We start from the raw sequence: 12,630 nt of genomic DNA on the forward strand, positions 1-12,630 counted from the left end.
GCGGAAGGTGTGCTTCGGGAGCGTTGTCCCCCAGGAAGGGATTTCCCCCGTGACAGCCCATCTCAGACGCCGGGCCGGTGCGATCGCGCTGGCCGGCGTGCTCGGCGTGAGCTCCTTGGCGTTGGCCACCCCTGCTGCCAGCGCCCAGGACACGCCCCCGAGCTCCGCCAAGCAGCTCGACAAGCAGGACCGCGAGCTGGTCGCCGAGGCCGAGCGGGCCGGCAAACCGACCGTGACGCTGGTCGTCGCGGCCGAGCGCGGCCGCACCGACCAGGCCGTGCAGGAGCTGCAGAGCCTCGGCGGCAAGGTCGAGACCGCGGCCAAGGACGTCGACTACATCAAGGTCGAGGTGCCACGCGACAAGGCCGAGAAGGCCGCGAAGCTGGGCGCGGTGCGGTCCGTCGACGTCGACGGCCTGATCAAGCGGGACGAGCCGAAGCCCGAGGGCAGCAGCCCGGCGCTGCCGCAGAAGCCGCCGGGCAAGGACACGCCGCGGGTCAACCCGTACATGCCGACCGGCGACACCGGGGCCGCGCAGTTCGCGCAGCAGGTGCCGCAGTGGGACGGCCGCGGCACCACCGTCGCCATCCTCGACTCCGGCATCGACCTGGACACGGCGGCGCTGGCCAAGACCTCCACCGGCGAGCGCAAGATCGTCGACTGGTACGACGCGAACGACCCGGTCGAGTCGGGCGACGGCACCTGGGTCGCGATGTCCAAGACCCGCTACACCGGCAAGTTCACCGCCGGCGGCCGCACCTGGACCGCGCCGGCCACCGGCGGCCCGTACACGATCGCCACGCTGGCCGAGACGGCCGGCGACCTGCGCGGCGGCGAGCTGGCCGGCGACCTCAACCGTGACGGCGACAAGACCGACTCCTTCGGCATCCTCCAGGACGTCACCACCAAGGAGGTCCGGGTCGACGTCGACGGGGACGGGGACTTCACCAACAACACCCGGATGATCGACTACCGCTTCAAGCAGGACGTCGGCCACTTCGGCACCGTCCCGTTCGTGGTGCAGACCGACAAGTCGAACTACTCGGGCGGGGCGACCGCGTACGTCAACATCGGCATCGCCGGCGCCGCCCACGGCACGCACGTCTCCGGCATCGTGGCCGGCAACTCGCTGTTCGGCGGCAAGATGGCCGGCGCGGCCCCGGGCGCGAAGCTGATGGCGGTCAAGGTCTGCCTGACCTCCTCCTCGTGCACCAACAGCGGCCTGATCGACGGCCTGCTCTACGCCGCGCGCAACGGCGCCGACGCGATCAACATCTCGATCGGCGGCCTGCCCGCCCTCAACGACGGCAACAACGCGCGGGCCGACCTCTACAACCGGACCATCGCCGAGTTCAACGTGCAGCTGTTCATCTCCGCCGGCAACAGCGGCGCGGGCATGAACACCGTCGGCGACCCGTCCGTGGCCACCGACGCGATCAGCGTCGGCTCGTACATCACCGACGCCACCTGGCTGTCCAACTACGGCTCGGTGACGCCGCAGAAGCAGGGCCTGCACCCGTTCTCCTCGCGCGGCCCGCGTGAGGACGGCGGCTTCAAGCCCGACATCGTCGCCCCGGGCTCGGCCATCTCCACCATCCCCGGCTGGCAGCCGGGCGGTCCCGTCGCCGGCACGTACCCGCTGCCCGCCGGGTACGCCATGTTCAACGGCACCTCGATGGCGGCCCCGCAGGCCACCGGCGCGGCGGCGCTGCTGATCGGCGCGTACAAGGCGACGCATCACGGCCAGCGGCCGTCGGTGGCGGCGCTGCGTGAGGCGATCAAGTCCACCGCCAAGTTCGTGCCGGGCGTCGGCGCGTACGAGCAGGGCGCTGGCCTGTTCGACGTGCAGGCGGCGTTCCATCGCTTGCAGGACAACGTCTCCCCGGTCTCGGTGACCGCCAGCGTGCCGGTGAACACCGTGCTCGGCGGGCAGCTGAAGCCCACGCCCAACGTCGGTGTCGGCATCTACGACCACGAGGGCGTCACCCCCGGCAAGGCGTACACCCGCACGTACACGCTGACCCGGACCAGTGGCCCCAACCGCAACACCCGCTACGACGTGCAGTGGACCGGCAATGACGGCACCTTCAGGTCGGCCGGCTCCGTTGTGCTGCCGCTGAACAAGCCGGTGTCGTTCGAGGTCAAGGTCAACCCGCGCAGCGCCGGCATCCACTCGGCGGTGCTCAAGGTGGCCGGCACCAGCCTGCTCGCCATGAACACCGTCGTGGCGGTGACGGACTTCGCCCCGGCCAACGCGTACACCTTGTCCAACAAGGGAAGTGTGGGCCGCAACGAGAGCACGAGCGTGTTCGTGCGGGTGCCGGCCGGCGCTTCGGCGCTGAAGGTCGACATGGCCGCGAGCACCGGGCAGATCCGGTTCCTGCGCAACGACCCGAGCGGCGTTCCGTTGGACTCCAACACGTCCACCAACTGCTATTCGCCCGACGCGGGCGCGGGTTGTGCCGGCGGCTCGCCGACCAGCCGCACCGTGGTCAACCCGATGCCCGGCGTGTGGGAGATCGCCGTCGAGTCGCGGCGCACCTCCGACGCGCTGCACACGCCGTTCACCATCACGTCCTCGCTGATCGGCACCAAGATCAGCCCGGACCCGGACACCATCGCCTCGGCCACCCTCGGCACGCCGGTGGCCCGTGAGTACAGCGTGGCCAACCAGCTGGCCGCGTTCACCGGCAAGCTGGTCGGCGGCACCCTGGGCAGCCGGGCCACCTCCCGGCCGACCATCGCCACCGGCGACGTCCAGAAGATCGACGTGACCGTGCCGGCCGGCATGTCCAGCTTCAGTGCCAAGATCGGCAACCCGGCCGACCACGGCGCCGACCTGGACATGATCGTCTACGACTGCACGAGCGGCGCCTGCGTGCAGGCCGGCACCAGCGGCGGGTCCACCGCCGAGGAGCAGGTCACCATCGCCAACCCGGCCGCCGGCCACTGGCAGGTCGAGGTCGACGGCTTCGACGTGCCCGCCGGCACGACTGCCTACGACTACAGCGACATCTACATCTCGCCGTCGCTGGGCAGCGTGGCCGTGACCGACAACAACGCCGTCCGGGCCTCCGGCAGCACCTGGGTCGTCCCCGGCACGGTCACCGCGCTGGCCGCCCCCGGCGCCGGCCGGGTGCTCGTCGGCGAGCTCCACCTCGTCGCCGAGGACGGCTCCGTCGTCGGCCGCTCGTCGGTGGTGGTGCAGTCCGTCAGCTGAGGCTCATGCTGACGCGGTGAGCGGCGAAGGCGGGTCCCGGCCGGGGCCCGCCTTCGTGCCGATAAGTCGACAAATCAGCCGAGGGTGCATGCCATGATCGCCGACCGCGTCCGCGCCGCCCTGTCCGCCGCCGACCCCGCCGAGCTCGCCGCCCTCCTGCACCCAGACGCCCGCTGGGGCGAGAGCTGCCGCAACCGTGACGAGGTCCTCGCCTGGTACCGGGGCCTGCTCGACCAGGGCGTCCGCTTCACCGTCCGGGACGTCCGGGCCGACGGCGACGTCCTGCGCCTCACCCTCGACGTCGCCGGCCCCGACGGCTCCTGGACCGCCCACCCGGTGGTTCGGCTGGACGGCGACCTGGTGATCGACATCCGGCCCGAGGAGCCCTGAGGCCCTCCTGTGTTAAGCTTCGGGTCTATTCGCGCGGTTTTCTCGCACAGATCGGCTCGAAGCTCACGAATCGGGGGTGTCAGGAGTGCTGCGGAGCTTTCGGGTGGCCAACCACCGGTCGATCCGGGACGAGCAGGAGTTCCTGCTGCTGCCCGTCTACGGCGACGGCTGGGCCGTCCCCGTCACGGCGGTCTACGGCGCGAACGCGGCCGGCAAGTCCAACCTGTTCGACGCCATGGACTTCATGGCCTCGGCCGTGCGCGACTCGTTCGGCCGCTGGACGCCGGACGGCGGCGTGCCGCGGCGGCCGTTCGAGCTCGATCCGGAAGCGGCCGCGAAGCCGTCGGGGTTCGTCGCCGAATTCGTCGCCGAGGACGTGCGCTTCACGTACGGATTCGTCGTGGACAGCCGGATCGTGCGCGAGGAATGGCTGTACAGCTACCCGGAGAAGCGCAAGCGGGTCATCTTCGAACGCGAGGACGGCGCCATCAAGGTGGGCAGCACGGTCGGCGACCTGCGCGGAAAGATGGACGTGCTCAAGGCGCTGGTCCGGCCGAACGCGCTTTTCCTGAGCGTCGCCGCGCAGTCCAATGTGGGGCCGGTCGCGCCGGCCCACCGGTTCCTGGTGGAGAACCTCGCCTTCCGGGCCCGCAGTTCGCGGCAGCAGGATCTCGACCGGGTGACCCGGGTGCTCGGCGATCCGGCCGCGCGGGACCGCCTGGTGAACCTGGTCCGGTGCGCGGACATGGGCATCGTCGGCATCGAGGTCTCGCCCCGGTCCCGGGCCGAGGTGATGCTGCGCGACCTGCTCGTGCGCGAAGGCGGACCGGCCCTGCCGATCAGCGAGGAGATCCGGTTCGCCCACGCGGGAGGCGCCCGGACGCTCTCCTTCGACGACCAGTCGGCCGGCACGCAGTCCTGGGTCCGGCTCCTGCCCGCGGTGCTCGACGCGCTCGACGAGGGGCGGACCCTGCTGGTCGACGAACTCGACACCAGCCTGCATCCGCTGCTGACGGCCCAGCTGATCCGGCTGTTCCAGAAGGCGGAGACGAACCCGCGGCACGCGCAGCTGGTGTTCACCACGCACGAGGCCTCGCTGCTGCGAAGCGCGCAGGACGACGAGGTGCTCCGGCGCGACCAGGTGTGGTTCGTGGAGAAGGGGGCCGACGGCGCGAGCAGGCTTTCCTCGTTGGCGGAGTTCCGTCCACGCAAGGGGGAGAGCGCGGAACGGCGTTACCTGAGCGGCAGCTACGACGGCGTGCCGATGCTGTTCGAGCGCGAGTTCGAGGACTCACTGCTCAGCCGCTATGCGTCGTGACAACACCGGGCGCCACCGCGTCGAGTCCCGCACGCGGCGCCACATTCTGATCGTGTGCGGCGGCACCCGGACCGAGCTCGACTATTTCGAAGGGTTGACGAGGGCTCGGGGGAATCCGGCGGTTCAGTTCACGATTCTCGGCAAGGGGATCGCGCCCGATCAGCTCGTCCGGCACGCGAAACGCGTCCCCGGGGACCACGATGAGATCTGGTGCGTCGTGGACACCGACGAGTTCGACATCGCCAAGGCCGCACGCCTGGCGGACGAGCTGGGCGTGCGGCTCGTCGTCTCCAATCCGTGCTTCGAACTCTGGCTGCTGCTGCACTTCGTTGGATCACCGCGGGGCGTGCGGGAGCTATCAGCAGCTGCTGCCCAAGTTGATCAGACACGTGCCCGGTTACGACAAGTCACGGGTCGACTTCGGCCGGTACGACGGGGGCGTCGAGGACGCGGTCGGGCGGGCCGAGCGGCTCGATCCGAGTGGGCGGGACCACGGGCGGAATCCGTCCACAGGGGTGTGGAAAGTAGTTCGACAGGTCCTCCCGGGCTGAAGCACGCCCGCGGGCGGATACCCTTGGGCACGTGTCTTCCCCCTCCACGTCCCGTCGTGTCGCCCTGCTCACCCTCGGTTGCGCCCGTAATGAGGTCGACTCCGAGGAGATGGCCGGCCGGCTGACGGCCGACGGCTGGCAGCTGGTCGACCCCGACGAGGGCGGCGCGGACGTCGTGCTGGTGAACACGTGCGGCTTCGTGGAGTCGGCGAAGAAGGACTCGGTGGACACGCTGCTGGCGGCGTCGGACTCGGGCGCGAAGGTGGTGGCGGTGGGCTGCCTGGCCGAACGCTACGGCGCGGAGCTGGCCGAGAGCCTGCCGGAGGCCGACGCGGTGCTGGGCTTCGACCACTACCCGCAGCTGGGCGAGCGGCTGGACGAGATCCTCAGCGGCCGCAAGGTGGAGGCGCACAAGCCGGTCGACCGCCGCACGCTGCTGCCGATCAGCCCGGTGCAGCGGCCGCAGAAGGCGCCGGAGGTGGCGCTGCCGGGCCACGGCACGGCCTGGGGCCCGCAGGTGCTCCGCACCCGCCTCGACGACGCGCCGGTGGCGCCGCTGAAGATCGCCTCGGGCTGCGACCGGCGGTGCTCGTTCTGCGCGATCCCGAGCTTCCGCGGGGCCTTCGTGTCCCGCAGCGCGGAGGACATCCTGGGCGAGGCGGCGTGGCTGGCCGAGCACGGGGTCCGCGAGCTGTTCCTGGTCAGCGAGAACTCCACGTCCTACGGCAAGGACCTGGGCGACGTCCGGGCCCTGGAGACGCTGATCCCGCAGCTGGCGCAGGTGCCGGGCATCGACCGGGTCCGCGTCTCCTACCTCCAGCCGGCCGAGACGCGGCCGGGCCTGGTCAAGGTCATCGCGACGACGCCGGGTGTGGCCGACTACTTCGACCTGTCGTTCCAGCACTCCAGCGAGGCCGTGCTGCGCCGGATGCGCCGGTTCGGGTCGACGGACTCGTTCCTGGCGCTGATCAAGCAGATCCGGGAGCTGAGCCCGGAGGCCGGCATCCGCACCAACGTGATCGTGGGCTTCCCCGGCGAGACCGAGGACGACCTCAAGGAGCTGGAGCGCTTCCTGACCGAGGGCCGCCTCGACGCCGTGGGCGTGTTCGGCTACTCGGACGAGGACGGCACCGAGGCGCTGACCCTGGACGGCAAGCTGGACGCCGACACGGTGGCGGAGCGGGTGGCCCGCTTCTCGGCGCTGGTCGAGGAGCTCACCAACCAGCGCGCCGAGGACCGGATCGGCCAGCAGGTGGTGGTCCTCGTCGAGCACGAGGAGGATGACGACACCGATTGCGTCGGCCGGGCCGCCCACCAGGCGCCCGAGGTCGACGGGGAGTGCGTGCTGGTCGAGGCCGACGGGCTCAAGGTCGGCGACCTGGTCCGCGCCGAGGTCGTCGACAGCGAGGGGGTGGACCTCATCGTTCGCCCGATCGAAGTGCTGCCGCGATGAGCGAGGGGGACGAGCCGGCGGTCCCGGTGCCGCTGCTCAACATCGCCAACGTGTTGACGGTGTCGCGGCTGGTCATGGTGCCGTTCTTCCTGCTCGCCCTGTTCACCGGCGGCGGCCAGGACCTGCTGTGGCGGCTGGTGGCGTTCGGCCTGTTCGTGATCGCCTCGATCACCGACCGCATCGACGGCGACCTGGCCCGCAAGCGCGGCCTGGTCACCGACTTCGGCAAGATCGCCGACCCGATCGCCGACAAGGCGCTGACCGGCTCGGCGCTGGTCGGCCTCTCGGTGCTGGGCGACCTGCCGTGGTGGGTGACGATCGTGATCGCGGCCCGCGAGATCGGCGTGACCGTGCTCCGGTTCTGGGTGATCCGTCACGGCGTCATCCCGGCCAGCCGCGGCGGCAAGGCCAAGACCCTGATGCAGATCATCGCGATCGGCTTCTACCTGCTGCCGCTGCCGCCGTTCCTGATCTTCGTGCGCTGGGTGACGATGGGCGTGGCGCTGCTGCTCACCGTCGTGACGGGTGCGGACTACGTGGTCCGGGCGTTCCGGCTGCGCGCGGTCGCAGAGACACCGTGACGCCGGAGCAAGGGACCGCTGACCTGGTCGCCCGGCTGCGGGAGCTGGGGCAGACGGTCGCGACGGCGGAGTCGCTGACGGCGGGCATGGTGGCGGCCGAGCTGACCTCGGTCGCCGGTTCGAGCGCGGTGCTGCGCGGCGGCCTGATCGTGTACGCGACGGAGCTGAAAGCCCAGCTCGCGGGGGTCGACCGGGAACTGCTGGCCCAGCACGGCGCGGTACATCCCGACGTTGCCGTACAGCTGGCCCAGGGCGCCCGTGAGCGCTGCGGGGCGACCTGGGGTCTCGGCCTGACGGGCGTCGCCGGCCCGGATCCGCAGGACGGCATCGCCCCCGGCACCGTGTACGTCGCGGTGGCCGGCCCGCCCGGCGTGGAGGTGCGCCGACTGGGCCTTTCGGGTGGACGCCGGGAGGTCCGCACGGGCAGTGTCGTCGCCGTGCTGGACCTGCTGCGGGATTGCCTGAGGTGAACCGCGGGTAGCCGGACTTGCCCGAATCCCCCGTGCGCAAGTGTGGCGAGCCGCTCGATCGTGTGGTGAACCATCCCCGCCCGCGACGCGTTGGCAAGATCGGGTGAGGATCACTCTGGAGCCGCTCTGGCCCAGGTCAAGGCCGTGCCGCGGATCTTGCCTGGTCACCGCGGCCCGGGGAACATCCAGGTTGATTCACTCGTTCGCCTTGGGCGTACGTGGTGAGAAGTCGGTGCCAGCGGGGGTGCCGTCTGGGTAACGTGGTCGGTACGGGCCCGGCTGGAAGGAGGCGCGCGATGACAGTGCTGCTTCGCGAGGCGATCGGTGATCGGCTTCGCCACACTCGCACCACCCAACACCGCACGCTGCGTGAGGTGTCCCGGTCCGCACGGGTCAGCCTCGGTTACCTGTCGGAGGTGGAGCGCGGCCGCAAGGAGGCGTCCAGCGAGCTGCTGGCCGCCATCTGTGACGCGCTGGACCTGCCGATGGCCGATCTGCTGCACACCGTCGCCTCCGACATGAGCGCGCTGGCCGCCGTGGCCAACGCGCCGACCGCGGGCGAGGCCGCCAAGCCGCGTGAGCACGCGGAGGCCAAGTACGAGGGCGGCCGGCTGCTGCCCGATTCCGTCGGGGACAGCCTCAGCGACATCCGGCTCCAGCCGGTGCTCACGCACCGTCTGCCCACCCTCACCCCGCGGGGAGAGGTCGTGGTCGCCGCGTAAGGACGGACAGGAGGCGCTCCACCCTGGACGAGTTCGAGCTGGTGGCGCTGCTGGTGGCCCTGGTGCTGCTGGCCGTCGCCGCCGGATCGCTGCTGGTGCTCACCCGGCGCAGGCCCGTCGCCCGGGCGGGTTCACCGGCACGCGATCGGTCGAACGACCTCCGCTGGGTGGAGCGCGCCGAATCGGCGGCCGGACAGCTTGACCCGTACGACGACGCCGCTGGCGTGCTCGCCGAGCTGCGGGCGGCCGAGGCCGACGTCGATGCCATCAATCGCGTCCTGGCGGCGCTGCGCGCCTCCCAGCTGCGCCGGACCCGTGACCGTCTGGCGGCCCGCCTCGCCCCGGACGGCGACGGCGCCCCCGAGCTGACCTCGGCCTTTCGTGCGGTGAGTGATCGTCTGGCTACCGCCGAGCGGCTCCGCGCGGCCAGGGACGCCCTGACGACACGCATGCACGCGTGCGTCACCGGGTTGGAACGCGTTCGTGATTCCGGCCACTCCGCGGGAACCGGGCGGGCCGTTGAGCTGGTCGAACTCCGGGTGAACCTGGCCGAGGTCCGGGTGCTGGCCAGGGGGTTGCCCGAGGTTCCGGCTCGGGGGCGACCCTGATATTCGGCGGGGTCGGTGGTAGCGGTCCGGCTCACCTGACACGATGGAACCTGCACCGCCACCGGCTCGTTGGCCTGGTCGCGGCGTTCTCGTACATCCAGGAGTAGGCAGAAGGCAGGCGGAGGAGATGGCCAACCCTTTCGTGAAGGCTTGGAAGTACCTGATGGCGGCGTTCTCCGCCAAGATTGACGAGAACGCCGATCCCAAGGTGCAGATCCAACAGGCCATCGAAGAGGCCCAGAAGCAGCACCAGGCGCTGTCCCAGCAGGCCGCGGCCGTGATCGGCAACCAGCGGCAGTTGGAGATGAAGCTCAACCGGCAGCTCGGCGAGGTGGAGAAGCTGCAGGCCTCGGCCCGGCAGTCGCTCGTCCTGGCCGACGAGTCCCGTGGCAAGGGGGACGAGGCCAAGGCCCAGCAGTTCGAGCAGGCGGCGCAGTCCTTCGCCACCCAGCTGGTCACGGCCGAGCAGAACATCGAGGACCTCAAGACCCTGCACGACCAGGCCCTCCAGGCCGCCGGTCAGGCCAAGGGGGCCGTCGAGCGCAACGCCATGATGCTCCAGCAGAAGCTGGCCGAGCGCACCAAGCTGCTCAGCCAGCTGGAGCAGGCCAAGATGCAGGAGCAGGTGGCCAAGTCGCTCAACCAGATGAGCGAGCTGGCCGCGCCCGGCAACGTGCCGTCGCTGGAGGAGGTCCGCGACAAGATCGAGAAGCGGTACTCGACCGCGCTGGGTTCCGCGGAGCTGGCCAGCAACTCGGTGCAGGGCCGCATGCTCGAGGTGCAGGCCTCCACCACCGAGATGGCCGGCAACGCCCGGCTGGAGCAGATCCGCGCCTCGCTGGGCGGCGGCTCGGTGGCCGGACAGGTCACCAGCGGGTCGGCCCCGGCCAGCCCGGGCGCGAACATCCAGGCGGAGATCGCGCAGCGGGTGGCGCAGGAGAAGCAGGCCTGACCGGGTAGACGCGGGGGAGTGGGACGATGGCGGCCGGACCGCGCAAGCGTGACCTGGGCGAACTGATCAAGATCGGTCAGTCGGTCAGCGAGCAGCTGCGTGGCCCGGTCGCCGACACCGTCCGCACCAAGGTGCACGGCTGGCGTGATCCCCGCGCCAAGATGCTGCGCCGCCGTCGTCGGGCCAAGCGCGCCACGGTCGGCTGGTCCGGCGCCACCGTGCTCGGCGGCGTCTGGATCGGCGTCGAGCACGCCGCGCTGCTGGGCTTCGCCGGCGTCACGGCGATGATCGTGACCGCCCTGTTCCTCTACTGCCTCATCGGTTCCGCGCGCAAGACGATCGCGCTGCACCGTCAGGCGCTGCCCGCAGCCACACCGCCGCCCGTGCGGCTGCCGCCCGGCGGCTCGATCGCCCGCGAGCCGATGCGTCGGCTGGCCGAGGCCGAGGCCGGCCTGGCCGAACTGCTCGTCCAACTCGGCACACCCCGTCCGGGCGGGCTGGCCCCGCTGCCGGCCGAGTCCCTGGCCCACGCCCAGGAGTCCGCGCAGGAGGCCGCCACTGCCCTGCGGGCCGTCGCCGCCCAGCTGGCGGCCGTGGAGCGGGCCCGTGACATCGCGCCGCTGGCCCAGCGCGGGCCGCTGGAGCTGGGCATCACCGATCTCAGCCGCCGCCTCGAAGAGGGCCTGGACGGCTATGTCGCGCTCATCGGAACGGCCGGGCAGGCGGTCATCGCCAGCAACCCGGTGTCGCCCGACGAGGCTCTGCTCGACGCCAGCGACCGGCTGTCCGGCCTGGCCTCGGCGCTGCGGGAGCTGTCCGGGCCCAGCAGCGCCGGCTGAGCCGGGATGATCGGCCGCTCCGCTGATCGGTTCCCCCGCCGTTGCGCCGTCCGGGCGGATGCCCCGTCGCCTTCGCGTGCTCTGTGACTCTATGTGACACATATGCCGACACATTGTGCGGGCCGGTGGAGATTCTTCAGGCAAATGTGTGATTATCAGTTTGTTATCTAGCCGAGACCGCTACCCGCCGTGGCAGTATCGGGGCGGCAGTGTAGCCGAGCCTTCGGGCGAGCCAGGGGCCCACGGGGAGGTCTGACGTGGCGTTGTGGACCGTGCACGGCGACGGCCGCCGCGTGTCGGACGGCGAGGTGGTGGCCCCGGACGAGCGGCTCAGCTGGCCGCTGACCGTCGGGTTCGGCCTCCAGCACGTCGCCGCCATGTTCGGCGCCACCGTGCTCGTCCCGGCCAGCACCGGCTTCCCGGTCTCCACCACGCTGCTGTTCTCCGGCCTCGGCACGCTGCTGTTCCTGCTCGTCACCCGCAACCGGGTGCCCAGCTACCTCGGCTCCTCGTTCGCGTTCATCTCGCCGCTGGCCGCCTCCCGCCTGGAGGGCCTGCCGGCCCAGCTCGGCGGCGTGCTGGCCACCGGCGTGCTGCTGGTGTTCGTCGGCGTCGCGGTCAAGGCGCTGGGCGTGCGGCTGCTGGAGTCGCTGATGCCGCCGGTGGTCACCGGCGCCGTCGTGATGCTGATCGGGCTGAACCTCGCCCCGTCGGCCACCCACAACTTCCAGGACCAGCCCGGGCTCGCGGTGTTCACGCTGGCCGTGATCCTGCTCTGCGGGGTGCTCGGTCGCGGCCTGCTCTCGCGGGCGTCGGTGCTGATCGGCGTGCTCGCCGGCTGGATCGTGGCGGCGCTGACCGGCGGGCTGAGCGCGGCCCGGCTGGACGACGTCGCCAACGCCGCCTGGTTCGGCTTTCCTCAGCTGACCGGCCCGGAACTGCGGCCCAACGTGGTGCTCATGGTGCTGCCGGTGGTGATCGTTCTGGTGGCCGAGAACGTCGGCCACGTCAAGGCGGTCGCCTCCGTGACCGGACGCAATCTCGACGGCAGCGTCGGCGACGCGTTGATCGCCAACGGGCTGTCGACCGCACTCGCGGGAATCGGCGGCGGTTCCGGCACCACGACGTACGCGGAGAACATCGGCGTCATGTCGGCGACGAAGGTCTACTCCACCGCCGCCTATGCCGTGGCCGGCGTGAGCGCGATCATATTGTCGTTTTGTCCGAAATTCGGGACATTGCTCAACACGATGCCCACCGGCGTGCTCGGCGGCGCGATGGTTCTGCTCTACGGCCTGATCGCGTTGGTCGGCGTGCGGATCTGGCTCGACAATCGGGTTGATCTTTCCAATCCCGTCAACCTCATGATCGCGGGCGCCGCGCTCGTCGCCGGGGTCGGCAACCTGACCGTCGCCATCGGCGGCGTCGCGCTGGGCGGCATAGCGTGGGGCTCATTGCTCATCGTGGTGGGACACCCCTTGCTCCGAATGCTGAAGTCCGCAAGGCCCTGACGAAACCGGTTCTGT

Annotated in this window: 12 protein-coding genes; all 12 read left to right on the forward strand. The window is 71.0% G+C overall.

Translation table 11 applies throughout. The annotated features are described in order from the left end of the window. Positions 1 to 49 precede the first annotated feature (49 nt). The 12 genes from AB0M73_RS19345 (at position 50) to AB0M73_RS19400 (ending at position 12,615) form a co-directional block, all read left to right on the forward strand. Complete coding sequence (locus AB0M73_RS19345) at positions 50 to 3,220, forward strand: S8 family serine peptidase (protein ID WP_363892127.1); 3,171 nt, start codon at positions 50 to 52, stop codon at positions 3,218 to 3,220. A 93-nt stretch (positions 3,221 to 3,313) separates the two neighbouring features. After that, positions 3,314 to 3,610, forward strand: a complete 297-nt coding sequence (locus AB0M73_RS19350; RefSeq protein WP_363892129.1) for a nuclear transport factor 2 family protein — start codon at positions 3,314 to 3,316, stop codon at positions 3,608 to 3,610. Between the two features lie 85 nt (positions 3,611 to 3,695). Beyond that, on the forward strand, positions 3,696 to 4,928 hold the full coding sequence (locus AB0M73_RS19355; protein ID WP_363892131.1) for an AAA family ATPase: 1,233 nt from the start codon (positions 3,696 to 3,698) through the stop codon (positions 4,926 to 4,928). After that, positions 4,918 to 5,604, forward strand: coding sequence for an RloB family protein (locus AB0M73_RS19360; RefSeq protein ID WP_363892133.1), 687 nt, complete (start codon positions 4,918 to 4,920; stop codon positions 5,602 to 5,604). The genes AB0M73_RS19355 and AB0M73_RS19360 overlap by 11 nt, the downstream gene beginning before the upstream one ends. Next, a complete protein-coding gene (gene rimO / locus AB0M73_RS19365) occupies positions 5,511 to 6,932 on the forward strand; it encodes a 30S ribosomal protein S12 methylthiotransferase RimO (protein WP_363892135.1) in 1,422 nt (473 codons plus the stop codon). Before AB0M73_RS19360 ends, rimO begins: the two co-directional genes overlap by 94 nt. Continuing rightward, positions 6,929 to 7,513, forward strand: coding sequence for a CDP-diacylglycerol--glycerol-3-phosphate 3-phosphatidyltransferase (gene pgsA / locus AB0M73_RS19370; protein WP_363892137.1), 585 nt, complete (start codon positions 6,929 to 6,931; stop codon positions 7,511 to 7,513). The genes rimO and pgsA overlap by 4 nt, the downstream gene beginning before the upstream one ends. Next, positions 7,510 to 7,983 (forward strand): CinA family protein, encoded by a 474-nt coding sequence (locus AB0M73_RS19375; protein WP_363892139.1) that lies wholly within the window; start codon positions 7,510 to 7,512, stop codon positions 7,981 to 7,983. The genes pgsA and AB0M73_RS19375 overlap by 4 nt, the downstream gene beginning before the upstream one ends. Before the next feature lie 296 nt (positions 7,984 to 8,279). Then, positions 8,280 to 8,705 carry a helix-turn-helix transcriptional regulator gene (locus AB0M73_RS19380; protein ID WP_363892141.1) on the forward strand — a complete coding sequence of 142 codons (426 nt, stop codon included), beginning with the start codon at positions 8,280 to 8,282 and terminating at the stop codon, positions 8,703 to 8,705. 41 nt (positions 8,706 to 8,746) lie between these two features. Continuing rightward, positions 8,747 to 9,313, forward strand: coding sequence for a hypothetical protein (locus tag AB0M73_RS19385; protein WP_363892143.1), 567 nt, complete (start codon positions 8,747 to 8,749; stop codon positions 9,311 to 9,313). 127 nt (positions 9,314 to 9,440) lie between these two features. Then, positions 9,441 to 10,265: a PspA/IM30 family protein gene (locus AB0M73_RS19390; protein ID WP_043723033.1), complete on the forward strand. Its 825-nt coding sequence runs from the start codon at positions 9,441 to 9,443 to the stop codon at positions 10,263 to 10,265. Positions 10,266 to 10,291: 26 nt separating this feature from the next. After that, entirely contained in the window at positions 10,292 to 11,104 is an 813-nt protein-coding gene (locus tag AB0M73_RS19395) for a hypothetical protein (protein ID WP_363892146.1), read from the forward strand. Between the two features lie 257 nt (positions 11,105 to 11,361). Then, the gene (locus AB0M73_RS19400; RefSeq protein WP_363892148.1) at positions 11,362 to 12,615 is read left to right on the forward strand and encodes a solute carrier family 23 protein; all 1,254 of its coding nucleotides are present in this window, start codon (positions 11,362 to 11,364) and stop codon (positions 12,613 to 12,615) included. The last annotated feature ends 15 nt before the right edge of the window (positions 12,616 to 12,630 follow it).

This window comes from Kutzneria sp. NPDC051319, assembly GCF_040682195.1.
Classification (GTDB): domain Bacteria; phylum Actinomycetota; class Actinomycetes; order Mycobacteriales; family Pseudonocardiaceae; genus Kutzneria.